The organism is Sphaerochaeta sp., assembly GCF_050256055.1.
GTDB lineage: Bacteria > Spirochaetota > Spirochaetia > Sphaerochaetales > Sphaerochaetaceae > Sphaerochaeta.
The window spans coordinates 47,781-73,873 of record NZ_JBFWIJ010000001.1 but is presented as its reverse complement, the minus strand read 5'-3'; the positions used below and the strand labels follow the sequence as shown (position 1 = coordinate 73,873).

General features: G+C 51.4%; 21 protein-coding genes. 14 read left to right on the top strand and 7 right to left on the bottom strand.

Going from position 1 to position 26,093, the window contains the following annotated elements:
• Positions 1–6: 6 nt before the first annotated feature.
• The 5 genes from AB7C91_RS00285 to AB7C91_RS00265 all read left to right on the top strand — a co-directional run bounded on the left by AB7C91_RS00285 (position 7) and on the right by AB7C91_RS00265 (position 4,750).
• A complete protein-coding gene (locus AB7C91_RS00285) occupies positions 7–936 on the top strand; it encodes an ABC transporter permease (RefSeq protein WP_332447434.1) in 930 nt (309 codons plus the stop codon).
• 11 nt (positions 937–947) lie between these two features.
• Positions 948–1,964, top strand: coding sequence for an ABC transporter ATP-binding protein (locus AB7C91_RS00280; RefSeq protein ID WP_332447433.1), 1,017 nt, complete (start codon positions 948–950; stop codon positions 1,962–1,964).
• A complete protein-coding gene (locus AB7C91_RS00275; protein WP_332447432.1) occupies positions 1,954–2,991 on the top strand; it encodes an oligopeptide/dipeptide ABC transporter ATP-binding protein in 1,038 nt (345 codons plus the stop codon). Before AB7C91_RS00280 ends, AB7C91_RS00275 begins: the two co-directional genes overlap by 11 nt.
• A gap of 5 nt (positions 2,992–2,996) precedes the next feature.
• The gene (locus AB7C91_RS00270; RefSeq protein ID WP_332447431.1) at positions 2,997–3,923 is read left to right on the top strand and encodes a dihydrodipicolinate synthase family protein; all 927 of its coding nucleotides are present in this window, start codon (positions 2,997–2,999) and stop codon (positions 3,921–3,923) included.
• 107 nt (positions 3,924–4,030) lie between these two features.
• A complete protein-coding gene (locus AB7C91_RS00265; protein WP_332447477.1) occupies positions 4,031–4,750 on the top strand; it encodes a GntR family transcriptional regulator in 720 nt (239 codons plus the stop codon).
• Positions 4,751–4,976: 226 nt separating this feature from the next.
• Here AB7C91_RS00265 and AB7C91_RS00260 read toward each other — a convergent pair whose 3' ends face one another.
• The 3 genes from AB7C91_RS00260 to AB7C91_RS00250 all read right to left on the bottom strand — a co-directional run bounded on the left by AB7C91_RS00260 (position 4,977) and on the right by AB7C91_RS00250 (position 8,449).
• Positions 4,977–6,092 (bottom strand): sigma-54-dependent transcriptional regulator, encoded by a 1,116-nt coding sequence (locus AB7C91_RS00260; protein ID WP_332447430.1) that lies wholly within the window; start codon positions 6,090–6,092, stop codon positions 4,977–4,979.
• 123 nt (positions 6,093–6,215) lie between these two features.
• Complete coding sequence (locus AB7C91_RS00255; RefSeq protein ID WP_332447429.1) at positions 6,216–7,028, bottom strand: RsmE family RNA methyltransferase; 813 nt, start codon at positions 7,026–7,028, stop codon at positions 6,216–6,218.
• Entirely contained in the window at positions 7,025–8,449 is a 1,425-nt protein-coding gene (locus tag AB7C91_RS00250) for a S41 family peptidase (protein ID WP_428588381.1), read from the bottom strand. Before AB7C91_RS00250 ends, AB7C91_RS00255 begins: the two co-directional genes overlap by 4 nt.
• A gap of 82 nt (positions 8,450–8,531) precedes the next feature.
• Between AB7C91_RS00250 and lgt the strand changes: the two genes are divergently transcribed.
• The 4 genes from lgt to AB7C91_RS00230 all read left to right on the top strand — a co-directional run bounded on the left by lgt (position 8,532) and on the right by AB7C91_RS00230 (position 13,842).
• Positions 8,532–9,491, top strand: coding sequence for a prolipoprotein diacylglyceryl transferase (gene lgt, locus AB7C91_RS00245; RefSeq protein WP_428588378.1), 960 nt, complete (start codon positions 8,532–8,534; stop codon positions 9,489–9,491).
• Positions 9,478–11,247 (top strand): aminopeptidase P family protein, encoded by a 1,770-nt coding sequence (locus AB7C91_RS00240; protein WP_332447426.1) that lies wholly within the window; start codon positions 9,478–9,480, stop codon positions 11,245–11,247. Before lgt ends, AB7C91_RS00240 begins: the two co-directional genes overlap by 14 nt.
• Positions 11,248–11,278: 31 nt before the next feature.
• Positions 11,279–12,925 carry a 2,3-bisphosphoglycerate-independent phosphoglycerate mutase gene (gene gpmI / locus AB7C91_RS00235; protein ID WP_332447425.1) on the top strand — a complete coding sequence of 549 codons (1,647 nt, stop codon included), beginning with the start codon at positions 11,279–11,281 and terminating at the stop codon, positions 12,923–12,925.
• A 62-nt stretch (positions 12,926–12,987) separates the two neighbouring features.
• Positions 12,988–13,842, top strand: coding sequence for an aldo/keto reductase (locus AB7C91_RS00230; protein ID WP_332447424.1), 855 nt, complete (start codon positions 12,988–12,990; stop codon positions 13,840–13,842).
• A 3-nt stretch (positions 13,843–13,845) separates the two neighbouring features.
• On the opposite strand, the gene AB7C91_RS00225 is transcribed toward AB7C91_RS00230, so the two are convergent.
• From AB7C91_RS00225 to pth, 4 genes are all read right to left on the bottom strand, one after another.
• On the bottom strand, positions 13,846–14,613 hold the full coding sequence (locus AB7C91_RS00225) for a hypothetical protein (protein WP_332447423.1): 768 nt from the start codon (positions 14,611–14,613) through the stop codon (positions 13,846–13,848).
• Between the two features lie 6 nt (positions 14,614–14,619).
• Positions 14,620–15,867 (bottom strand): cation:dicarboxylate symporter family transporter, encoded by a 1,248-nt coding sequence (locus AB7C91_RS00220; RefSeq protein WP_332447422.1) that lies wholly within the window; start codon positions 15,865–15,867, stop codon positions 14,620–14,622.
• 51 nt (positions 15,868–15,918) lie between these two features.
• Entirely contained in the window at positions 15,919–19,221 is a 3,303-nt protein-coding gene (locus tag AB7C91_RS00215) for an alpha-amylase family glycosyl hydrolase (RefSeq protein ID WP_332447421.1), read from the bottom strand.
• A gap of 142 nt (positions 19,222–19,363) precedes the next feature.
• Positions 19,364–19,894, bottom strand: coding sequence for an aminoacyl-tRNA hydrolase (pth, locus tag AB7C91_RS00210; protein ID WP_332447420.1), 531 nt, complete (start codon positions 19,892–19,894; stop codon positions 19,364–19,366).
• A 35-nt stretch (positions 19,895–19,929) separates the two neighbouring features.
• Here pth and AB7C91_RS00205 point away from each other — a divergent pair, with 35 nt between their 5' ends.
• From AB7C91_RS00205 to metH, 5 genes are read left to right on the top strand one after another with little or no spacing between them, the layout of a single operon-like run.
• Positions 19,930–20,262 carry an NGG1p interacting factor NIF3 gene (locus AB7C91_RS00205; RefSeq protein ID WP_428588371.1) on the top strand — a complete coding sequence of 111 codons (333 nt, stop codon included), beginning with the start codon at positions 19,930–19,932 and terminating at the stop codon, positions 20,260–20,262.
• Positions 20,263–20,270: 8 nt separating this feature from the next.
• Positions 20,271–21,431: a homocysteine biosynthesis protein gene (locus AB7C91_RS00200; RefSeq protein ID WP_428588368.1), complete on the top strand. Its 1,161-nt coding sequence runs from the start codon at positions 20,271–20,273 to the stop codon at positions 21,429–21,431.
• Entirely contained in the window at positions 21,428–21,841 is a 414-nt protein-coding gene (locus AB7C91_RS00195) for an NIL domain-containing protein (RefSeq protein ID WP_332447417.1), read from the top strand. Before AB7C91_RS00200 ends, AB7C91_RS00195 begins: the two co-directional genes overlap by 4 nt.
• Positions 21,842–21,844: 3 nt before the next feature.
• Positions 21,845–22,579, top strand: coding sequence for a UPF0280 family protein (locus AB7C91_RS00190; protein WP_428588365.1), 735 nt, complete (start codon positions 21,845–21,847; stop codon positions 22,577–22,579).
• A 1-nt stretch (position 22,580) separates the two neighbouring features.
• Positions 22,581–26,093, top strand: coding sequence for a methionine synthase (metH, locus tag AB7C91_RS00185; RefSeq protein ID WP_428588362.1), 3,513 nt, complete (start codon positions 22,581–22,583; stop codon positions 26,091–26,093).

The following is a 26,093-nucleotide window of genomic DNA, read 5'->3' as shown; positions in this document are numbered from 1 at the left end:
GATGAGATGCAGATATTTCTGAGTCGACAAGCACGACAAAACCGAATGATGGATACGATACTAAAAGCCGAGGAGATGCAGACAATCCGAATCCGTAAGGGAGGAAGGGGGACGCAAAAGCTTCTTAGGAACAAACTTTCGGTGGCAGGACTAATCATCTTCTTGATAATTCTCTCTTGTTCCGTTTTTGCCCCTTTGCTTACTTCCTACAACCCACTTTCGATCAACTTGAAAGCTATATTGAATCCCCCTTCATTCCAACATCTATTTGGTACAGACAAACTGGGGCGCGATGTTTTCTCCCGTGTTTTGTATGGAGGCAGGATCTCCATTCTGGTTGGTTTCGGAAGTGCCATTGGAGCAGCATGTATTGGCGTCTTGGTTGGTACGTACGGTGGATACCGTGGAGGATTGCTTGACAAGTTGTTCATGCGGATTTCTGAGATTTTTATGTCTTTTCCCCAGATCATCCTTGTACTGCTGTTGGTTTCAATTGTAGGGCAAAGCATGCGGAATCTGATATTTATATTCATTGCCACCGGCTGGGGGTCGATGTACCGCATGACGAGAGCCAAGATGCTGTCCATCCGAGAGGAAGAATACATCCAGGCTTTGAAGGCGTTTGGGATCCATCCTCTGGTTATCTGTTACAAGCATATGCTTCCTAATGCATTAGGGCCCATAATGGTAAACATCACACTCAGTACCGCCATGTTCATTCTTCAGGAGGCGGCATTGAGTTTTCTAGGTTTGGGGGTTCCGCTGCAGATCGCAACTTGGGGAAATATCCTTAATGCAGCGAATGATTTGAATGTCCTGCAATCCTATTGGTGGCTCTGGTTGCCTGTTGGGGTGGTCATTTCCTTGTTTGTATTGGGAATAAATTTCATCGGAGATGGGCTGAGGGATGCTGCGGATCCTTCACAACAAGGATGAGGGTGTGAGACATGGATACTGATGTATTGGTGCAAGTAAAGAATCTTCGAACCTATTTCTATCAGAATGGACGGTGTAACAAAGCTGTCAATGGAGTCTCTTTTGATATCAAGAAAGGAAAGACGCTTTGTGTAGTCGGTGAATCGGGATGCGGGAAAAGTGTTACAGCGAGTTCCATCATGCAACTGCTTCCCGAATTCTCAAGGATAGAGGAAGGCAGTGAGATTACCTATTTCGACGAAGAAGGTCCCATTCGTATAGATCAGCAAAAACGGAATGGAAAGGTTATGCGGTCGCTTCGGGGGTCTAAACTGGCAATGATTTTCCAAGATCCCATGACCAGTCTGAATCCGGTATACACCATAGGGTATCAGATTGAGGAAAATCTACTTTACCATAGGAATATGACACGAAAAGCACGAAAGGATAGAACTGTTGCATTGTTGAAGGACATGGGAATCCCTTTGCCTGAACAGCGGGTACATGAGTATCCCCATCAGTTCTCCGGTGGCATGCGTCAGAGAGCGATGATTGCCATGGCAATGAGTTGCGATCCCCGTGTCCTCATCGCTGATGAACCTACGACGGCACTTGATGTAACCATTCAGGCCCAAGTGTTTGAATTGATCATGCATCTGAAAGAAAATCGGAATACTGCCATCATGTTGATCACCCACGATATGGGAGTGGTCAGTGAGTTGGCGGATGATGTTGTGGTCATGTATATGGGTAATGTGGTTGAACAGGGAACACTGGAAGATGTATTTCGTAGACCCAGTCACCCTTATACCGAGGCTTTGCTTCGTTCCATTCCTGTGCTGGGCAGAGGCAGGGCACAGGATTTGCAGCCGATACGAGGGGTGACACCGGATCCGTATGATCGTCCGAGTGGTTGCCAGTTCGGCCCACGATGCGATTATTTCCAGGAAGGAGTCTGTGATGTTTGTCTTCCTGAAATGACCAAACTCAGTGCAACCCATTCTGCGCGTTGCGTTAGGTATGAAGGAGGCCAGGGAAATGAAAACTGAACAACAGAAAGAAATTCTGCTGGAAGTGAACAATCTGAAAACTTGGTTTCCCGTCAAGAAAGGTGTATTTCGATCGACTGTCGGTCATGTGAAAGCATTGGATGGTGTGAGTTTTACGGTATATAAAGGGGAGACGCTCGGACTGGTCGGTGAATCGGGATGCGGGAAATCGACTTTGGGGAAAACCTTGTTGCGGTTGGTGAAATCCCAACAAGGTTCAGTTTTGTATCATGATGAGGCTGAATCGGTCGATCTTCTCAAGCTGGATGAAAAAAGTATGGGGGCATACCGTAAAAAGATGCAGATAGTCTTTCAGGACCCCTATTCTTCATTGAACCCTGCATTCACGATTTTCACCTCATTGAAAGATCCCTTGAATCGATTCGGGATCCATGGGAAAGCTGCACAACGGAAATTGATCGGAGATTTATTGGAAGCGGTCAATATGCGGCCGGAATATATGGACCGATATCCTCATGAGTTTTCCGGTGGACAGCGGCAACGAATAGGAATTGCACGAGCGCTCAGTGTTGATCCGCAATTGGTTATTTGTGACGAGGCTGTCAGTGCCTTGGATGTCTCCATCCGAGCCCAAGTATTGAATTTGCTGCTTGAACTCAAGGAGAAACGGAATCTCACGTATATCTTTATCACGCATGATTTATCGGTGGTTGAATATATCAGTGACAGAATTGCCGTCATGTACTTGGGGAAGATTGTAGAGCTTGCTCCGACACAAGGACTCTATGACCATACGATGCATCCGTATACACAGGCACTGTTTTCTGCAATCCCCTTGGCTGATCTGGATGCCAAGAAACAGCGAATCGTCTTGGAGGGAGATGTCCCCAGTCCGGTCAATCCTCCTTCCGGTTGTTCGTTTCATCCCCGTTGTCGGTATTGCATGGATCGGTGCAGGACCGAGGAACCCCTCCTGCAGCCATATGAAATTGAGGGAAATCTGCATTATGTAGCATGTCATTTGATGGATACAAAATCTTATCAGAAAGTGAAGAGAGGAGAATGAAGAGCATGGGTACGTACAATATTCAGCAAATACGGGGGGTCATCCCTGCAATGATGACCTGTTTTACCGAAAATGGAGCGTTTGATGAAAAGCGTCAGCGTTCCCTGGCGCGATTCTTGTTGGACCAAAAGGTTGATGGTCTGTATTTGACCGGTAGTACCGGTGAGACCTTCCTTATGAACAATCAAGAGCGGAAACAAGTAGTGGAGACGGTTTTGGAAGAGGTCAATGGTCGTATTCCCGTCATCGTGCATGTTGGTGACATCGGAACGGATTCCTCCATCGATTTAGCACGACATGCCTATGAGGCGGGAGCAGATGCCATTTCCTCGGTACCTCCCTTCTATTGGAAATTCTCAAATGAGGAAATCATCGGGTATTATCGGGATATCAGCGAATCGGTACCCCTGCCTATGATCGTCTACAACATTGCCTTGGCTGGTTTGGTGGATTTCTCGACTATACAGAAGCTGGCTGCCATAGAGAATGTGAAAGGCATCAAGTATACGGCGACTACACATCATGAAATTTTGAGAATCAAGGAAGAGATAGGCAAAGACTTCATGGTTTACAGCGGGTGTGATGAAATGGCACTCAGTGGAATGAGTTTTGGTTCTGATGGAATCATCGGTTCGTTCTACAATATCATTCCTGAATTATTCCAACGTATTGTGAGGGCTCATGCAGCAGGAGATTTGGCAGCGGCTCAGCAAGCACAGATTCAGGCTGATCAAATCATCTTCTTGGTGCTTTCCTATCCCTTCTTTGCCAGTATGAAAAGAATTCTGAGTTGGAATACTGTGGATGCCGGATACAGTCGCAGACCTTTCTCTCCTCTTACTTCTGAAATGGAAAAGAAGCTGAAAAAGGAATTGCGTGAATTGCGGGATCGGTATCAGATCACAGGAGTGAAAGTACTGGAACAACTATAAATACACTCTCTGTGTTGACAGTATAAGAAACCAAAGGATATGGTAAACGGAAAAGGAAGGTCTCTGTGGTCCCCCGAGAAAAAGCAGTTGAAAACATCCGCAGTGGTATGGTCGATCCTCGTAGAAAGCATGAGAGCAAAAAAACCTCTCTTGCAAATGAGGTGTACTCAATCCTACTTCAGATGCTGATCTCAAAGGAATTGCCACCAGGGACCCTCCTGAACCGAAGATCACTTGCCACGCAACTTGGCGTCAGTGTAGCTCCGGTGTTGGAAGCGGTCATTCAATTGGAGTTGGAAGGCTATTTAGTCACTATTCCAAGAAAAGGAACCATTGTCGCTCCCTTTGGGTTGAAAGAAATCTATGAGCATCTTATCGTACGCGAAGCATTGGAATGCCAGGCGGCACGCCTGTATTGCGGAAAAGCTGTCCGGGACAACTATGAACGACTCTTGGTGAAGGCTGCGACGCTCGATTCCACCTTTGTTGATGGGCAGGGAAACTGGAATCTCGAATACGACTTTCATGAATCATTGGTTGCGTTATCCGACAGCTCTTTGCTGATTCATGAGTTCTCACGACTTATTCGTTTGGGAACGTTTTACAGCATGTACTACATCTATTCTTCTCCCGGTACTGAAAAGGTTCTAAACAGTCATCATCAGTTGCTATCACTATTGAGCAAAGAAGATCCTGATGGTGCTGAAAAAGCAATCCGTGAACACCTTAGGACAACCAAAAGCATGTTGCTCGATGAATTCAAGAAAAATGGGCTCACCGTACCGGAAATGCTCAAAGAACATATTTTGGTTGCATCCCCTTTGTAATTAATATAAAAACAGGCTACAAATACTGCAAATGAAGGGTGTATGACTTTTTTCGGTTGGTTCCCTGATGAAGGTGGAGCCACTGGTTCACAAGGCCGACAAGCAATGGACCAATTTCTTGGTATGCTTGGCTTGAGGCTCCGTCCTTATATTTCCCGTTTTCAAAGGATAATGCCGCCTAAGGAGGAGTTGCTTCTCCCCCAGCGGTTCTTGCTCTCTGAAGGCCTCATGCCAGAAGGTCTTCCACGTCGATATGCACCAAGGGATCCTCACCGCTCTTGATCACGCTTCGTCGAAGGGTGGAGAAGAGTTGGCGCACATTCCCCGGCCAGTTTGACAATTGGAGCAGCGGCAGGTCCTCCTTGGCCAACTCCTTTCCCGGAGCTTCCTGGGAAAGAAAATAGGAACAGATTTTCGGAATATCCTCCTTATGGTCCCGTAGTGGGGGCAGAGAGATGTTGGCATCGGAAATACGGTAGAAAAAATCCTTCCGCATTGCATTGCGGTCGACCAAATCCGACAATTTCTCGTTTGATGCAGTGATCAGCCGAAAATCGGAGACATGCATCTTGGTATCTCCATATCGATGATACTGCCCGCTTTCAAACAGCCGGAGAAGATGTCCCTGGAATTGTACGGAGAGAGTCTCCACTTCATCAAGGAAGAGTGTGGTTCGGTCCGCTTGTTGGACGAATCCTTCCAGCTCATTCCTGCCATCGGTGAAAGCGCCTTTGGCATGTCCGAAGAACATTGAATTCCCTAATGCATCGGAAAGGATCGAGCAATTCACCGATACGATGTTTCGGCTGGGGAATTTCAAGGTATGCAGATAATTTGCCGCCACTTCCTTGCCCGTACCGGTTTCCCCGAACAGGTGCACCGCACAATCTTGCTTTGCATAGTTTACCAGTTGCTCGCGAACCAATGCCATGCTGTCACTGTCGCCTATCAAACCGCAGGGATGGTATGCAACGGATTCCTGGACTTCCTGTGTTTCGTGCAGCAATGCAGCAAGATGGGTGAACAACAGTGGGTAATTGAAACGATTGCGTTCCATCACAATCGGGTTGAAATACGCAAGTATGGATGGATCGATGTTCTGCCCGCCTTCCCTGCAGATGATCAATGCATTTTGGTACCCTTGGGCCTGTAGCTGGGAAAGGACAATACGTTGAGTGGTACGGGCCAATTTGCAATCGACAAGCAGGACTTCGGGCTGTTCTTGCTCCAGTGCGGAAAAGAGTTTTTCTGCAATCGTGAATTCACGAAGATACGAGTGGCTGAGATGCAGTTTACATTTCTCCTTGAGTCGCCAATCCGAGGAGAGGATGAACAAAGACATGCGATGACTCCTATCACGAATTTATAGGAATGCTCGAGGCATAGAAGTGAGACAATGATGTTGTATTCGTGTATTCCCATCAAGGAGTTTGAAATTCCGTTTCCTTGTCCTCTACTCTTGTTTCTAGAGGTGTACCGGTTTAGTTTCCCGCTCAGTCAAGATAACCTGGATTGCAGAGAGAGCATAGACTCCAGCGGTCTCACTTCTGAGGATGTTGGTTTTCAGCAATACTGCATGAAATCCCGCCTCCTCCAAAAAGGTGCATTCCTCATCACTGAAGCCTCCTTCCGGTCCGACCAGCACGGCGATGGGCCGCTCGATGGGATGATCAGAGAGAAGCTTGGTGAGTGACGGTTGGGGTTGCTCGCGTTCACTTTGGTGGAAAAACAACGCAAGACCACGGTTGTTCCACCATTTCGGTACTTCCTCAAGGGGAAGAATATGCGGAACCATGGTGGTGGAAAGCGGCGAACCGCTTTGTTGGAGCGCTTCCTTTACCTGTGCTTCGAGGCGGTCGAAACGGGAGGTGAGTGCATGCTCCTTCTTCTCCGATAAGTCGGGAATACAATACCGGCTGGATACCAAGGCCAGGGAGGAAACCCCGATTTCCGTTGCTTGGCGGAAGATCTGTTCCTCCTTTCTTCCCTTGCACAGGCATTGGAGCAACGTCAGGTTTGGGTAAGGTCCACGGTAGGCCGGAAGCGTGTCGGTGGAAGTGACCTCATCCTGTTGGTCCACCTTGGCACAGGAAAGCAGACAGCGGTTTTTGGTGACCTCCTGGAGGGTAAGCATGTACTTCCCCCCCCCTTGGTCCCGACCGAGCAACTGTTGGCCTACTTTCAACCGAAGTACCTTGGATAGGTATTGGCTTTCCTTTCCCTCAACAGCAAAGGTAGCTTCCCCATGATAGGAGGAAGGAAGTATGAACTGTCTCATTTCCCTTCCTGTATGAACTGGACCGCTCTTTTCAGCTGGTTGTCGAATGTGGGATCGGCGATCGGCCGTTGGTCATAGGGAATTTTGGACAGGTATTCATTGCGGACCAGAAGCTTCAATGCATCGGCGTTGATTCCCCGATCCTTGTTCTCTTCTGCAAAGGCGATGATGTTCTGGTCGGTTGCATCAGGGTGTTCCTGTACATAGGTGCTGATCACTTTGTCGGTCATCAACTGCTCGTATGCAGGAATTTCCTCATCACGTATCTGTGCATCGTCGACCTGGATGTCCGGTTCAATACCCTTCTTGTGGATATTCTCTCCCTTGGGGGTATAGTAGTGGGCGGTTGTCACCTGGGCGAAACCATCGCCGAATTTGAAGACATCCTGAACGATTCCCTTGCCGAAGGTCTTGGTGCCGATCAAGGTGGCCCTGCCGTTGTCCTTCATGGCTGCGGCAAAGATTTCCGACGAAGAAGCCGACCCACCGTTGGCAAGAATGACGATAGGCAGCGTCTGGGGAACAACCGTGTTTCCGGTAGCTACATATCGCTGATCTCGGTTCGTACCTTTCTTCCCTTGGATGGTTACCAAGGTCTGTCCGTCCTTAAGAAAGATGTTTGCTGATTGCATCGCTCCGTCGACCGCGCCGCCTGAATTATTCCGCTCGTCGATGATAAGACCGGTGATGTTCTGTTTCATCAACTTTTGTACATGTTCAAGGAGCTGACTGCCGGTCTGTGGGGTGAATTCGGAAAGAATGATGTACCCGATATTTCCTTCAATGACTGCACTGTCAACCGTCGGGGTGGTGATGGGTTCCCGATTGAGGGTCAGGTCGAAGGACGTTCCCTTTCGGTAGACAGTGATGGTAACCGGTGTATTGGGTTCTCCCCTAAGTTTCATGCTCGCCTCATAGCTGGTCAGATCATCGACTTTTTCCCCATCGATGTGGCTGATCAGGTCCCCTGCCATCAATCCTGCTCGCTGGGCGGGAGAACCAGGGAAGGGGGAGATGATGGTGATCATGTAGGAGGCGGGATCTGCAGGGTCCTTGGAATCGGGCGATGGTTTGTTCAGATAGGTCCCGATTCCCCCGTACATGCCGGTGGTATCTTCCTGATATTGCTTCGCCTCGGATGGTGGAACATAGAATGAGTAGGGATCATCCAAGGAAGCAATGAGCGCTGATGCCAGATCATCGAACATTTTCTGTTTGTCCACCTCATCGATGTAGATGGAATCGACATATCGATAGAGGGAGGTCAGCGAGGCCATGTCCGTCGCTATCTTGTCCGTCTGGGTGGAGGAAGGCAGACCGGATGCAAGCAACTGCTCCACCGAGCCACCGGCAAAGACGGGAAGGAATATCAACAAGGTTATAAAACTAAGGCTGAGCCTACGTAGTAGTGTTCTTCTCATATGGCAAATATACAGTATCACGGGAAAAACGGCTAGGTTATGCAGTATTGACCACACCTTTGATGCACATTACACTTGCCCCATGACCCAATTCATCGCCTTCCCCAGTTGGATTTCACCGGAAATCATACCCGGTCTGCCTCTCCGGTGGTATGGTTTGATGTATGTGGTGGCCTTTTCGTTTGCCTATCTGTTGATACGCATACAGGGCCGCAAGGGGGAAATCTCCCTGGATGCCGACCAAAGCTTGAATTTGGTGCTCTATTGCATTGTGGGTCTGATCCTTGGCGCACGCCTGTTTTCCGTCTTGTTCTATGATGGTACCCTGTACTATTGGACGCACCCTTGGATGATCTTCTGGCCATTCCAGGACGGCCGTTTCGTCGGGCTTCCCGGCATGAGTTATCACGGCGGTTTGGTTGGTGCAATCATCGGAGGGTATGTATTCAGCAAACGGTATGCCTTCTCGTTCCTTGCGCTTGCCGACACCGTCGGGTATGCTGCTCCGTTGGGCTATACCTTCGGCAGGTTGGGAAACTTCATCAACGGTGAGCTGTTCGGCCGGGTATCAACCAAACCCTGGGCTATGATCTTCCCCAATGCTCCCTCGTTTTCATCGAACTATGCATGGGTTCGTACGGTTGCCGATACCCTAGGGCTGTCGTATCAGAACGGAGCCATGGTCAATCTACCCCGGCATCCCAGCCAATTGTACGAAGCCTTGTTTGAAGGGATTGTGCTCTTTTTGTTCCTCTGGTTTGTGATCAGGCCGAGACGCCAGAAGATGAGCGAAGGCATGGGTCTTGCCTGGTATGTGATCGGCTATGGATCCATACGATTCGTACTCGAGTACTTTCGGGCACCGGATGAGAATCTCGGGTATATTCTTGCCTTGGGAAAGGAATCGGACAACATCGCCATCTTCCAATCCTTTTTCAATTTTTCCCTCGGCCAACTTTTCTGCCTAGCCATGATCTTGTTTGGTATCATCTTCGCCCTTGTCCTGCATCGGCGAAAAGGAGTTCAGAATGTCCATCATTGACGAACGGGTAGCGCTTCTCCGCTCCCTTCTTGAAAAAAAACAGCTTGATGCGTGGGTCATCAATGGAACCGACCCTCATCAGAGTGAATATGTTTGTCCGCGTTGGAGGACCCGTGCCTGGATCAGCGGTTTCACCGGCAGTGCGGGGACGGTCGTCATCACCAAGGATGAGGCTCTGTTGTGGGTCGACTCACGGTATTTCATCCAAGCCCAGCAACAGATCGAAGGATCCGGCTTTGTCATGATGAAAGTCGATACCCCCTCATATCCCGATCCGTATACCTACCTGAAGGAACATCTGGATAACGGTGCCAAAGTCGGATTCGATGAAACGACCCTTACGGTCTTTGCGAAGGCTGCCTTGGAGCAGACGTTCGCCGATTCCCTGGTTTTGGTGCCTCAAGCCGATCTCCTGGACAGGATTTGGCTCGATCGTCCTGCGGTTCCCTCGCAGCCTGTCGTGGATCTCCCCGTTGAGATTGCGGGATTCTCCCGGATCCAGAAACTGACGATGGTCCGCCTTGCCATGGTGCAGAAAGGAGCCGACTATACCTTGGTCTCCAGTCTGGATGACATTGCCTGGCTTACCAACCTCAGGGGATCCGACGTCTCCTACACTCCGGTATTCCTTTCCTATCTTTTGGTGGGGAAAGACCAGGCTTGGCTTTTCACCGATCCCTCTCGGTTTTCCTCCGACCTTTTGGCTGCCGTCCAGGAAGATTTCACCGTGCTTGATTACCAGCAGGTTGTTTCCACCATCGAGCAGACCATTGCCCACGATTCGGTGGTGTATTACAACCCGGAGAAGATCAATCTTGCCTTATACGAAGCGATGAAGGGCCGCAAAGCAGTCACCGGGCGGGATTTCACCACCGACCTGAAAGCGAGCAAGAATGATACGGAGTTGGAAGGCCTGAGACGGGCTCACCTGTTGGATGGGGTAGCCTTGGTGAACTTCCTTTCACGCCTCGATCGTACCCGCGGTTCCTATACGGAAATTGAACTATCCGACCTGCTCAAGCAACAGAGACTTCGTAATCCCGATTGCATCGGTGAATCCTTCGCCCCAATCAGCGGTTGGGCTGAACATGGCGCCATGTGCCATTACAGTGCTACGGAAGAAAGCAACAAGGTGGTGCAGGGAAACGGTCTGCTGGTTCTCGATACCGGGGGTATGTACACCTTCGGTTTGACCGATGTGACCCGGACCATACTCTTCGGGACTCCCACCGAGGAGCAGAAGCGCGATTATACCTTGGTTTTGAAGGGAAATCTGGCACTTGCCTCGATGCGATTCCCCGAGGGTACCACCGGATACCAGCTGGACATCCTTGCCCGCCAGTTCCTCTGGAAACAAGGCATGAGTTATTTCCATGGTACCGGACACGGCATCGGCTTCAGGCTCAGTGTCCATGAAGGACCGCAGGTGATCAGCCCGAAACCGGTTGCAGTGCCTTTGAAGAAGGGGATGGTGGTCAGTGATGAACCGGGAATCTACAAGGAAGGCCGGCACGGCATCCGCATCGAGAACATTGTTGCGGTCAGAGAGGACATACAGACCGAATTTGGCCAATTCTACAGCTTTGAAGTGCTCACCCTCTGTCCGTTTGAACGGGATTTGATCGAGGTGAGTCTGCTCAGTGCGGAAGAAAAAGCCATGGTTGATTCCTATCATCGCTGGGTGTATGAGGAATTGAAAGATTTGGTGGATTTAGAGGCTTTGGAGTATCTGAAGCAAGCCACCGCACGTCTGTAACACTGTAAATACGAGTAAGGAGTAGATAGGCATGGTTGAAGCATTGAAGAAAATGGGAAAGATTTCCCGCAAAGGGCCGGTAGTCTTGGTCATCATGGATGGCGTTGGATTCGGAAAATACAAAGAAGGTGATGCAGTGGCCAGTGCTCTTACCGGAACGCTGAACAAGCTGTACAAGAACAATCCTTGGACCAAGCTCAAGGCCCATGGCCTGGCAGTCGGACTTCCCAGTGATGATGATATGGGCAACAGCGAGGTGGGGCATAATGCCATGGGATGCGGTCGGGTATTCGCCCAGGGAGCCAAATTGGTAGCCAATTCCATAGCATCAAAGGCCATGTTTGAGGGTGAAACCTGGAAAAAGTTGATTGCAAATGTAAAGGCCAAGGATTCCACCCTGCATTTCATTGGATTGCTCAGTGATGGAAACGTCCATTCCCATATCGACAACCTCAAGGCAATGGTTGCACAGGCCAAGCAGGATGGGGTTGCAAAGGTTCGCATCCATGCCCTGCTTGACGGTCGTGATGTCGGAGAAGTCAGTGCCCTGGAATACTTTGATCCGTTTGAGACTTTCCTCGCTTCCCTCAACTCCGATGGATTTGATGCCAGGATCGCAAGTGGCGGTGGCCGTATGGTCATCACCATGGATCGCTACAACGCAAACTGGAATATGGTCCGCAAGGGATGGGAAACCCATGTCCTGGGAGAAGGGCGGCAGTTTGTCGGTGCCCATGAGGCGATCGAGACCCTGCGTGAGGAAACCAAGGCCATTGACCAAGACCTTCCCCCCTTTGTCATTGCCAAGGATGGAAAGCCGGTTGGAACCATCGAGGATGGAGACAGTGTCATTCTCTTCAATTTCCGTGGCGACCGTGCTTTGGAAATCACCAAGGCATTTGAGGCGGAAAACCTGACAGAGTTTGACCGTAAGCGTCGGCCCAAGGTGGAATATGCCGGAATGATGGAATACGACGGCGATTTGCATGTCCCCAGTCAATATCTGGTGAGTCCTCCGGCTATCGACAAGACTATGGCTGAGTATCTGTGTGGTGCACAGGTACGACAGTTCTCGATCAGCGAGACGCAGAAATTCGGACATGTCACGTATTTCTTCAACGGCAACAAGAGCGGAAAGTTCAATGAGAAGCTGGAAGAATATGTGGAAATCCCCAGTGACATTATTCCGTTCGAGGAGCGCCCTTGGATGAAATGCGCTGAAATCACTGACCGCGTGATCACTGAAGTGGCAAGCGGGAAATGGGATTTCATCAAGCTGAACTACCCCAACGGGGATATGGTTGGGCACACTGGTAATTTCGAGGCGGTTGTCTGTTCGATGGAAGCATTGGATCTGCAATTGGGCAGATTGCACAAAGCCGTCATGGAGGCCGGTGGGGTCATGGTGATCACCGCCGACCATGGAAATGCCGACGACATGTACGAACATGCCAAGGATGGGAGTGTGCAATACAAGACCAATGGAGATCCGAAAGCGAAGACCAGCCACTCGCTTAATCCGGTTCCCTGCATCATCTGCGACAGTTCGTATCAGGGAGAGTATGCACCAGAGCTCCGATCCGGCTTGGGGATCAGCAGCATCGCAGCCACTTGCATGAACCTGCTCGATTTCGAGGCCCCGAAGGATTACGATCAGAGTGTGATTGCCCTGCAGTAGGAATTCTGTGGTATGATATACAAGGCCTACGGGCTTTGTATATCTACCATGGGAGGTTATGCATGCAGTACAAGGAATTCGGGAAAACCGGACATCGTTCCAGCCGGGTCATCTTTGGAGCCGCCGCATTTTCGGAAGTAAGCCAAGCGGAAGCGGACAATACCTTGGCACTCTTGCTGGACAACGGGATAAATCATATCGATACCGCCCGGAGTTATGGTGATGCAGAGCTTCGGATCGGGCCTTGGATGAAGCAGCATCGCAATTCTTTCTTCCTTGCATCCAAAACTGGAATGCGGACCAAGAAGGAAGCCTTGGAGGAGCTGAAGCAATCACTCTCCCGACTGAAGACCGATTATCTGGATCTCTGGCAGCTGCACTTCCTTGTCGACAAACAGGAATGGACGACCGCCATGGAAGAAGGCGGAGCCCTTGAGGCGGCCATCGAGGCAAAGAAAGAGGGGTTGGTTCGGTTCATCGGGGTCACTGGTCATGGAATCGATGCACCCAAGAGGCATTTGGAAAGTCTGGACGTCTATGATTTCGATTCTGTTCTTTTCCCATTCAATTATATGATGATGCAGAATCCTCAGTACGCCGAACATGTTCGGCTGTTGCTTGCGGTGTGCGATCAGAAGCAGATAGCCGTACAGACGATCAAATCATTGGCACGTGGAGAATACGGACAGAAGGAGAAAACCTTCAGCACCTGGTACGATGCACTGAGCAAGGAAGCTTCCATCGAGAAGGCTGTGCAGTATGTTCTCTCCCATGAGCAGGTGTTTCTCAACAGCACCGGTGATATTCATTTGCTGCCCATGTTGCTCAAAGCTGCCGGAAAGCCGATTGTACGGCCGACTGATGCCCAGATGCAGGCCTTGGTGAGAGATGAGGGAATGAGTGCGCTGTTCAAATGATCCCTACGTCCAGATATGATAGGTCCTGGTCGCCAGAATCAGGATGACGGTCCCCGCTACGTAGAGGAACAACCCCAAGGTGTTGAAAATGGTATTCTGACTGATGGTAACCATGGCATTGCCTGCGATCATCAAGATGAATGACAGGCAACGTACCGTCGTCTGTCTGCTGAATTGTTCCTCGATCATGGCGATCAGAAAGGTGAGGATGGCCAGGGTGTTGATCAAAAGGCAGATACCCAGAAACAGAGGATTGGTGACACTGGCTTCCCAGAGAAACGAGGCGGAGCTGGCCGAAACCGGTACCAGTAAGGAGAGAAGCAAGGCGCTTGCAGCTCCGACAAAGGAGTATTGGCCGAGCTTAGTCGGGTTGATCGTCTGTTGGAACAGTCCGCTTGCTAGGAACAAAAAGGATCCGAAGAGTAGGGAAAAGTGATACAGGGCGGCGATCGTACTTGGGCTGAACAGGATGATGTGGGTAATTGAGCCATAGAGTGGAAGGATTTTCACATTGCCCAGGCTGATCATCAAAAAGAGCAAGGGCAACACCCGTGCCTCGGCCCCGATGTTCGCCCGATAGAGGAAACAGAGCAAGAGGGCGGCGATCAGCGCTACCCAAAGGTGGATCAAGGAAGGCACCAGATGCGTTCTGGTTACCATCCAAAGTCCCTGCTGAACAGAACTTACCATCGCTTGCACGATCATAGCGGACAATAACAGCGTGATACAAGCTTGGATGCCCAAGAGGATGAATCGAAGGTTCTTTCCCATATCCTGTTACAGCGTATCCCGATAGGCGCTTTCGAGCAACACTCCCATGCGTTGGCAGGTATAGGCTGAACCGAAGGCCGCAACATAGGAATCGACCAAAATACCCAGGCCATTGAGGATCGGCATCATGGCCACCAAGGTCATCTGTGCTCCATACAGGTCTATTTTCAGAAATTGCAGGGCAATGATGGTGATGAAAAACACCTCATAGCCCAGGTACAACGGACTTGCATAGGCAAAGAGTGCACTGGCAAGTGCAGAAAACAGGATGACCTTGTCGGAGGGTAATGTCGCCGTGGAAGCATAGAGCAGGCTGAGGATGCTTAAGGTCGCGATCATCGCCGAACCACCTCTCCCTATCAAGGTATAGAGTGGGATTGCGGTGGCACTTACCCGCTTCTGGCACCCAAGATTATGACGGGAGAGTGAGATGGTTATCGGGCTGGAAAAGAAGATGCTTCCGGTAAAGAGTCCTGCCGAGGCTGATGCTATCATACGATAGAGTATCTTATAGGGATTGGACTTGAATCGGGTCAGCAGCGCAAACAGCAGAGGAAGCATGATGAACAGGACCAGGAAGGTGGAAGCGAGGAGCATGAGCAAGAAACGTCCTGCTACGAAGATGGTTCCTTCTTGTTGTACGTGGCTCAACCAATAGGAAGAGGCGATGAATACAAAGAAATGTCCCATCGTGCTGAAGGATTTTGCCAGACGGAACATCGTCTCGCTCAATGAGTTCATGGTTACATAGGCCGGACGGATGACTTCCACATTCGGTTTGAGGAAATAGCCGAACACCAAGGCGACTACCATGACCGGGAGCAGGAAGCTTTCGGCATTCGCCAACGTATAGAAAGGATTGATGGGCAGCATCGATTCAAACAATGTGGAAAGGGATTGCGGTGCGAGGGTGGCGAGTTTGGAAGCATCGGTACCTGCGCTGCTGCTTGCCGGAAAATAGGAAGGGAAGAACTTGAATACCAAGGCGGCACAAAAGGAAAGCAGAACCGTGGTCAGGATGCTCCACAGGATGGTGGTTCGGGTGAACACTCCTCCCTTGCTGTCCTTGCGCAGCGATGCGATGCCCGAGGAGAATCCAAAAAACACCAAGGGGATCAATACGAATCCCCCGAGTTGCACCAACAAGGCGGTGAGGGTGTACATCACTTGTTGAAACACCCCTGATTCTCCAAATAATAGGGTTGCCGCCAGTCCAAGGGCTATTGCAGCCAAATAACTTATCCAAGTCTTCATAGCTTCCAAGAGTATCTTATCAACCCTACCAAGTCAATCAAACACCGGCCTTCAGGCCAAGAGCTGATCAAGACGGTAGCCTGCCTGCATTTCCGCTTCCATGAGGACCTTTATGTAGGTTTCCCCGTTTGTCATCCCCTTGTGGATGGCCAGCGAAAGAGCCGAAAGGTAGATGATCTCCTGCATTGCCTCCTTGGTGTACCACGTCACCTTCTGGTACTCATTGATTTGGGCATACGAGCGAAGCTTTGGGTCCTCAAGCAACAATGCCAGAATTTTCTTCGGATCCTCCAAGCTGTCGTCCACCATATTGGCCGCGCTTGCCAAGATTGCGGCACTGTGGCAGGCTTTGCGTCCCTCGTCCAGGACGAATCCCGCTTCGCACAGCTCCTTTGAGAAGAACCGGGAAAGCAACAAAGTGTCGCTGGCCACCATGGCCTCAGAAATCGTACTATCCTTGTCCAGAAATGGTTTGAGGAAGAGGGACGCAGCACAAACCGCTTCCAGCTCATCCAGAATATGGCTCCCGTGGTGGAATACCCGGTTTTCTTCTTTTTTGAACAGGACGGCCATCCGCTTGACTTCAGTCAGCATGTCGGAAGGATTCACCTCCCGCGGTAAGGAAGGCAGGGATTTCCTGGCCGCAGGATGGAGGTTTTCCACCACGGCAGAGAGATGGGTATAGGCTTCCGCCAAGGTAAGAATGAGCGTCCGTTCCGTTCTGCTGGTAGCTTTTCCATCCAATAATAGACGGATTTGCTTGATGAAATGATCGCTGTGGAAGGTTTCCATCGCCTTATAGACCGGCTTGAGTCGTAAGGCGAGTATTTCCTGTTCCAGGTTGGCCACCCCTGAATCTCCGATTTGGGCATAGAGATCCGAGTACGTACCGTCCACATCCTCCACTTCCCGTATATTGAGGTATACCTTGGTTTCGAACCCCTGAAGCTGTACCGGAAGTCCTTCGTCATACACCTTAAGTGATGGTTTCATGTAGGTGAGCCCTTCCAAGAATGAATCGTAAATCAGATAACGCCGTCCGCCCAACGTAAGGGCCAAGGACTCGGCAAGGCTTGTGGTCACCGTCTGCTTGTCATCCCCTTGTTTGACCAGCTTGGGAGACGAGGTCTTGATCCATCCATGGACTCCCTCATATTGGTTGTTGTACAGAACCATGGCTCGTTCACGTTCCGTCCCGTTGACATAACAGAATGCCGATTGCTGGACTGAAGCTTCATGGTACAGGTCGAACAACTGAAAATAATCCACCCCACTGAAGAGATAGCGTTTCTTGAGGAGGGGGAAGATCCGCATCTTATGCTGTTCGATCAGATATTGGTTGGGGCGTTCGTTCCAATAGGCACGGCGGTATTCCATGCCATACTTCTCCCGGTATCCCTCGAGCTGGCCATGGCCGAACATCGGCAGTCCGGGCATGGTCGAGAGCAGGGTGCAGACACCAAAGTACTTGTCCCCATCCCCGAATTGGGCGATGGCGGTTTCTTCATCAGGGTTGTTCATGAAATTCACGAACCGCTTGAGAATTTCCGGCTCGAAGGCAATTGTGTTCTTGATCGTCTCCCGGTACTTTTGGTTCTCCTGGTTCTTGAGCATGTTCATGAATGCACTGTTGTAGACCCGATGCATGCCCAGGGTCCTGACAAAATAGCCTTCCATCATCCAGAACGCCTCAGCAAGCAGCAGCGTATCGGGAAGCTCCTCATTGATCCGATCGACCACCTCACGCCAAAATTCCTGGGGAATGCTTTGGTTGAAGGAAGCCTCATCCATGCCGTATTGGGCACGGCCGGCGATATCTCCCCCGTGTCCAGGTTTTGGATACCACAGGCGCTGAATGTGTTTCTTGGCCAAGGTCATTGCTGCATCGAAGCGAATGATCGGGAAATTCGATGCCACATGCTTGATTTGCTGATATACCGCCTCACGGGTTGCAGGATTGAGGAAATCGAGCTGGGCGGTATCGTTCCAAGGCATCGAAGTCCCATCGTTGCCATGGAAAATATAGCTTGTCCGCCCGGTCCTCAAATCCTTTCGCCTGAAGGTGACCGCCGCATCGGTGCGATCGTAATAATGGTCTTCCAGCTTGATCTCGATGTCAGGATGATCCGAGAGATTCGGCCCGTCATAGGTGTAGGACGGAAAGGGGGGGTACTGCTGCTGGATAAAATATTCACTATGGTCGAAGACCCAATCCCCATCAATGCCGCAATGGTTGGGTACCATGTCGCTTGCCAGACGGAGTCCGTAGCGGGCGCATCGTTGCCGAAGGCCGTCCAGAGCCTGCCACCCCCCGATGGTTTGTGCAATCTCATAATTTTTCAATGAATATGCCGAAGCCTCGGCATCCGGGTTGCCGCACAGGTTCTTGATCTTCTTGCTGGCGTTGCTGCGTTCCCATAACCCGATCAGCCACAAGGCGGTGAATCCGCTCGAAGCAAGGCGTTCCAACTCCTGGTCGGGGATTTTGTCCAATGTATCAATCGGATACCCATATTCCTTGGTCAGTTGGTCAAGCCAGACCAGCGTGGACTTTGCCATCATGATGACATTGGGCATCCAGTTGCGGTCGGCGGTGAATGCTTCGTATTCATGGTCGAAATGCGTATAATCCGGAACGACCATCTGGGGACTGCCTCCGGCTCCGACTGGAGGAAAGTGGGGTTTGTCCTCTTCCTGGACGAAGTCGATGGCGCGAAGCAACATCGTCTTCAACTCCTGAGGCAGCAAATCAGCCCATGCTTCCAGGATATAGGCGATCTGGTCGAGCAGGGAATCGGGGTACAGTTTGGCCGGACGGGTAAGGAACGAGAAGATATCCTCGTCACTGTTTCCCATCAGCGCCGAATTCTGGGTGTACCCGCCCATCAGCGCAGTCAGAGCTTGGGCTGCCTGGGGGAACGTCATACCTTCGGGAGCAAGGAACGGTTTAGCCGCTTTGATCAAGGCGGGATTCTCTCCCATCACCTGATGGATGAAATACCCTCGTAATGATTCTTCATAGAAATAATCCAAGCCGAGCGTCTGTTGCACCAACAAAGGCGAGGGGAATTCCTTCATATAGAAGGCAAGCACTTCACCGGTGGCATGGTTCTTGTTCACCAATGCGGTGAGGCGGGTGAAAAAGTCCGGTTCAATATCCTCAAGGTAATGCGAAAGGACGCTTTGGTAGAGCTGGTGGAGTACAGCGCAGGCATGCAGTTTACCTGACGACACCCAATCGTTTCCTCCCTTGGTTTTGACTTTGCTGTTGTAGAGATAGGCGAGTTCCGTGGCTTGCTTGTAAAGCTCTGCGAGATCGGAATCAGACGGAAACAACGCTGGAAAAAAATCCATTTCAGTTCTGGTACGAACTGAAATGCGAAAATCACGTGTAATCAAATCACGCCTCCCTGCGGGTGGACCCATCCCTGAATGGTAAGCCAAGTATACCATGAGAGCGAACGGTTGTAACCCCTTTCTTGGAGAACGGAGGCTGTTAGACTAATGTATTTGTTACTGGAAGTGTTGTAAAATCTTCTTTCAGCATTGAATCTATACAATCCAACACCACAGAAAGGGAAATCTCCTCATCTTTGGTAAAGCGTTGCAACACAAAGGCGGATACCGAGCCAAAAGGCGGTCTGCCGATGCCGATACGCAGGCGGAGGAATTGGTCGCTTCCCAGCTGTTCCTTGATGGACTTCAGCCCATTGTGCCCTGCAAGACCGCCTCCCGCCTGGAGTCGAACCGTCCCGAAGGGCAATTCCAGGTCATCATGGATGACAAGGATCTGTTGCACATTGTATTGATAATAGGAAGCACAGGCCTGCACCGAAAGCCCGCTTGCATTCATATAGGTCATCGGCTTGAGTAGTCTGAAGACTTGCGTCTGAGCAATCAGACCATGGAATTTTTGTGTCCATACTGCGGAGGGAAACGCATGGGCGCACGCCATCCAGCCAACGTTGTGACGGGTTCTTTCATATTCCTTTCCAGGGTTGCCGAGAAATACCAGAAGCTTTACCATACCGTATCATACGAACTATCCAAAGGAGAGGAAAGATGTACGTACTGGTCTTCTATGTTCCCCAGACTCACCTCGAGGTGGTCAAGGAAGCGGTTTTCTGTGCCGGGGCGGGCAGGATGGCTGGATACGACCAGTGCTGCTTCCAAACCTTGGGAACCGGGCAATTCCAGCCGTTGGAAGGGAGTTCTCCCTTCGAGGGGCAGGTCGGAACGCTTGCACAAGTGCCCGAGTGGCGAGTAGAATTGGTGGTTGATGAAGCGCATGCTGCCCAAGCCATCCAGGCTTTGCTGGACAGCCACCCCTATGAGGTACCTGCCTATCATTTGATCCCCGTCTTGACCCTTGAAGGGGTCGAGTTCAGCGAATAGGAGCGTCTATGGCAAAAACGATCGCCCAGATCAACGAGAAGATCAAGGCAGGCAAGGTGGTGGTGATCACCGCCGAAGCCTTCACCCGGATGGCGAAGGAGCGCGATCTCGCCTCCCTTGCCGATGAAGTGGATATTGTCACCACTGCTACCTTTGGACCGATGTGCTCTTCCGGTGCCATCATCAACTTCGGCCATTGGTCGCCGGGCATCAGGATGGAGGAAATCACCCTCAATGGGGTAAGCGCCTACGAAGGTCTTGCGGCTGTCGATACCTACATCGGTGCGACCAGTGAATCGAAGTTCGACCCCACCTACGGCGGTGCCAATGTCATCGAGGATTTGATCGCCGGCAAGGATGTGCGCCTGCATGCCAGGGGAAAGGGGACTGATTGTTATCCCACCAAGGAAATCGATACCTGGATCAATAAGGAAACGGTGAACGAATTCTACTTGTTCAACCCCCGAAACGCCTACCAGAACTATGCTGCAGCCACAAACAGCACCAATCGCATCAAGTATACCTATATGGGCAGCTTGCTGCCACGGTTGAGCAACATCACCTATTCAACCAGCGGGGAGCTGAGCCCTTTGCTCAATGATCCGTATTTGCGGACCATCGGACTGGGGACGAGGATTTTCCTGGGAGGTAGTGTCGGGTACGTCGCTTGGAATGGAACGCAGTTCAACACCCGACGGGAACGCAATGAGCATGGTATTCCCAAATTGCCCGGTGCAACGCTTGCATTGATCGGAGACGCAAAGGAAATGTCCACCGACTACATTCGTTCCGCCTACTATGAGAAATACGGAGTCTCGATGTTCGTAGGGGTGGGAATCCCCATCCCGGTGTTGGATGAGCGGATGGCAGAACATCTTGCCATCTCCAATGACCAAATCGAGACCACCATTCTCGACTACGGTCAGGAAGGGCACCCGGCTCTTGGTTCGGTAACCTATGCTCAGCTTGCAAGCGGTTCGGTGACCATGGGGGATGGCAAGGTGGTCAAGACCGCTCCCCTCTCCTCGGTGGCCAAAGCCCGTGAGATTGCCGACCTGCTTGCCACGTGGATCAAGGAAAAACGCTTTTATCTTTCCGAACCGGTGCAGATGTTCCCCCAGGACAGTTTTGTCAAACCGCTGGTACCCCGTGAAGGAGGTGTACAATGAAACGACGCTACGCCCTGCGTTTCTCCCCAACCTTGGTGGAACAACCGATCGTGAGCAAACTTGCCCGTTCTTATGACGTCGACATCAATATACTCAATGCAGATGTTGCAAGCGGCCGGGGTGGGAAGCTCATCGTCGAGCTTTCCGGAACCGAAGGCGATCTGGATGCAAGCGTCCACTATCTTTCCGACATCGGGGTTATTGTCTCCGAGATGGTCAAGGAATTGCTCTTCAAGGAAGAGGGATGCATCGATTGCGGTGCCTGTACCGCGGTGTGCAACTCCCGTGCCTTGCAGATGAACGAGCAGGCAAAACTTGTATTCGATGTTTCTTTGTGCGTGGTTTGCGGTTTGTGCGTTCAAGCCTGTCCCATGCGGCTGTTTGAAGTTTCGCACGAACGGGAGGCCTAGGGGATGTACCAAGAGCGGACCTACCGCAAGACGATGGGCTCCTCTCGCTTCACTTCCGTACAGTTGTGCATTCAGGAAAGTGATCTTTGGATCGGCTACCAAGGCCAGGTTGACCCACAGGCTTTGCGAACGGAAGCAGCTGGTTTGGTACGGAAGCTCAGGCTTGAGATCCTGGGGTATGAGGACCCCCGGTTTATCCCAAGTCTGGTGCCGATCGAATCCAAGGAATCGGCTACGCCGTTTCTCCATCGTATGTGCACAGCCGGACAAATTGCAGGGGTCGGGCCGATGGCAAGTGTGGCCGGTGCACTGGCCCAGACGGTGGGGATGCACCTGAAAGCGCATTTCTCCTTATCAGAGATAGTGGTTGAAAATGGAGGAGATCTGTATATTGATGTCCTCAAACCGTTGCCAGTTGAGTTATTTGCACCGACAAGTCGCTTTTCAGGCAATCTTTCTATCCTCGTCGACCCGAAATATGGACCGATGGGAATGTGTACATCATCGGGAGTGCTCGGACACTCCCTGAGTTTCGGGAAAGCGGACGCTGTAATGGTAGCCTGTACGGATGCCGCCCTGTCCGACGCCTATGCCACCGCTTTCTGCAACCGGGTGCAGGAAGCGAAGGATGTACAACGGGTATGTGAGGAATTGGCCGCCAAAGCTGAGGTTCTCAGTGCAGTGGTGGTCATGGGTTCCACCTTGGCCGTAGGAGGCTGTTTGGAGGTACTGGACTGATATGAACAAAATCGAACAGCTTACGGCACTGCTTGCTGAGCGGGTGGTCATGCTGGATGGTGCAATGGGGACCATGATCCAAAGTCATCACCTGTGTGCAGAGGATTACCGCTTCGGCTCCCACTCGGCAGTGGGATGCAATGAGATTCTCAATCTCAGCCGCCCCGATGTCATCGCCTCCATTCATCAGCAATACCTGCAAGCTGGAGCCGATATCATCGAGACCAATACCTTCTGTGCCAACGCATTCAACCTTGAGGAATATCAGCTCGATTCCGAGGTGGTGGCGATTAATCAGGCAGCCTGTGCCTTGGCATGCAAGGTTGCCTCCGAATTTGAATCTTCATCAAACAGAAGCGTCTTTGTCGCCGGTGTATTGGGACCGACGAACCGTGCGCTCTCCTTTTCTGCGAAGGTAGAGGATCCGGCGTATAGGCCGTATGAATTTTCCGATTTCCTGGCAATGTACACCGTACAGGCGAGGACATTGTTGGAAAACAATGTCGACCTGCTCCTGATCGAGACGGTGTTTGATACCTTGGTGGCGAAAAGCGCCATTCTTGCCTGCCTTGAGGCGATGGATGCAGTCAAACGGACCGTTCCCTTGATGGTCAGCGTAACCTTCAGCGACCAAAGCCGACGAACGCTCAGCGGCCAGACTCTCGGTGCATTCATTACCAGTCTTTCCTCTTACCCGCTGTTCAGCCTCGGATTGAATTGTTCGACCGGTCCTGAGGAGATGCTTCCCCTGATCGAGGAACTTTCGGCGAGTACCTCCCTCTACCTAAGCGCTCACCCCAACGCAGGGTTTCCCGACAAGGAAGGGGCGTATGAACTGCATGCATCAAAGATGGCCGGACAGCTACGCCAAGTATTGGCCGAAGGCAAGCTGAATATCCTTGGAGGCTGCTGTGGTACGACCCCCCAGCACATCAAGGCCTTGAAGCAGGTATCTTCGGAAGGTCGTGTCCGGATTCCTCCTCCAAAGGCATCCTCCTTGCAGCTTTCCGGTTTGGAATCCATCACGGTCGATCCTCACTCCCTTCTGGTGATAGGGGAACGCACCAATGTGGCCGGTTCCAAGAAATTCGCCCGGCTGATCAAGGAAGAAAAATGGGAGGATGCGCTTTCCATCGCCCGTGAACAGGTGACCCAGGGAGCGCGAATGCTGGATGTCTGCATGGATGCATCCATGCTCGATGCCACAACGAGCATGAAACAATTCCTCAGGCATATCGGAGCGGATCCTTCGGTCAGTAAAGCGGCGATCATGATCGATTCTTCTGATTGGTCGGTCATAGAAGGGGCTCTTGGCGAGGTTCAGGGACGCGGTGTGGTCAATTCGATCAGCCTCAAGGAAGGAGAGGCATTGTTCGTCTCCCGTGCCAGGCAAATAGCGCGCCACGGTCATGCGATGGTGGTGATGCTCTTTGATGAGGATGGTCAGGCTGCCACCTACGAACGCAAGATCGCCATTGCAAAACGTAGTCATGACCTGCTGTGTCAGGCGGGCATCGCAGAAGAGGACATCATCTTCGATGCCAACGTACTTGCCATTGCGACCGGTATTGAGGAGCATGACACCTACGCCCGCGATTTCATTCGCGCCACCAAAACGCTCAAGCAATTGTATCCCCGCTGTCATACCAGCGGAGGGGTAAGCAACCTATCCTTCTCCTTCCGCGGCAACGATGCGCTGCGCAGTGCCATGCATGCGGTGCTGCTGTCCTTGGCTGATCTGGATATGGCGATCATCAATCCAGCCTCATTGGTCGATGCCGTTGCACTGGATGCATCGGTTCGCACCATCATCGAAGACGCCCTTCTTGCGGACGGTGAGGACCTTTCCCAGATTCGGGCGAATCTGATCGCCCTTGCTTTGCAGATGCAACAGGATCAGAAGCCGCAGAAGAAATCGAGCAGAGCGGATCGTACCCCCTTGCAGCGTCTATATGATGCCGTACTCGAAGGGGACCATACCTATCTGGATTCGGATATTTCGCAACTTATCGATGAGAACCCCCTCTTTTTGGTTGAGGGGCCCTTGATGGACGGCATGAAAGAAGTGGGAAGGCTCTTTGGTGAAGGCAAGCTGTTCCTGCCGCAGGTTGTCCGCAGTGCTCGTACCATGAAACTGGCCGTCGATATCCTCCAACCACGAATCACTGAGTATTTGCAGCATGATACCGGCAATTCGGGTAATCAAAGGAAACCCGTAGCGGTGATGGCTACCGTCAGAGGTGATGTCCACGACATTGGAAAGAACATCGTTGATCTCATTCTCCGGTGCAATGGTTTTACGGTAATCGATCTTGGGGTCATGGTCGACGGACAAACCATTTTGGAAGCAGCCCGTACCCACCAAGCCGACTTGGTCGGCCTCAGCGGTTTGATCACTCCGTCCCTGAAGGAGATGGAATCGGTCATCACGCTGTTCGCCCAAGAGGGATTGGATGTCCCGGTGTTCGTAGGCGGAGCCACCACCAGTGAATTGCATACTGCGGTCAAGCTTTCCCCTTTGACGAAGGATGCGGTCATCCATACCAAGGATGCCTCGGCAATGGCGCTTGCAGCCTTGGCGGTGACGGGTCCCCAGCGACAACAGTATCTGCACCAACTTGGGGTTTCTTACCAAAGTCTGCGTGAGCAACACGATGCAAAGCGCCAAAAACGCAGACAGTCCGGATATTTCGAAGCACTGGAGAAAACCCACCAAAAGCAACAGGGATCGAAAGCCCGTTCCTACGAGGTGCATACCGTGGTTTCCCCGTCTTTGGATGCCTTAATCGAGATGATCAATTGGCGTATGTATTGTGCAGCTTGGAAGGTCCCCTACGACAGTGACGAAGGACATAGATTGGTTGAGAATGCTCGGAACCTGCTGCAACAGATCGAGATCCGCCGGCTTTTCGAGACAGGAAGCAAAATCGTCTACGGATTGTTCCCTGCCCGAAGTGATCGCCTGCAAGTCAGCGTAGGCACCGCCTCCTTCTATTTCCTGCGCAACGAGGATACCGGACTCTGTCTTGCCGATATGATTGCACCGGAGGATACGGTCGGCTTGTTCGTCTCCACCTCAGCCCTCTCGCTGGATCCGTACCTGAAGGTCTTGGAGCGGGAGGGGAAGACCGAGCAGGTCCTGAGTCTGAAGCTTTTGGCCGATCGTCTGGCCGAAGCCCTTGCCCAAATGGCCCAGCAACTTCTGTGCGAGCAATGGGGTGATGCGCAGCAGCAATACCTGCGTCCGGCTCCCGGCTATCCTTCCTGGAATGATCATAGTGAGAAGGCGACGTTGTTCGACCTGCTCGATGCAACCAACAAAATCGGGGTCCGCTTGACCGAAAGCTATGCGATGGATCCTCCTTCCTCGGTTTGCGGAATGCTGTTGGGAGGGAATGATGTCCGCTACTTCGGTCTTGGGCAAATCAGCGAAGAACAGCTTTCTGTCTATGCACAAAGGAAAGGTCTTTCATCACAGGAGCTTGCCACAGTGCTCAGTGGTATGGAATACTGA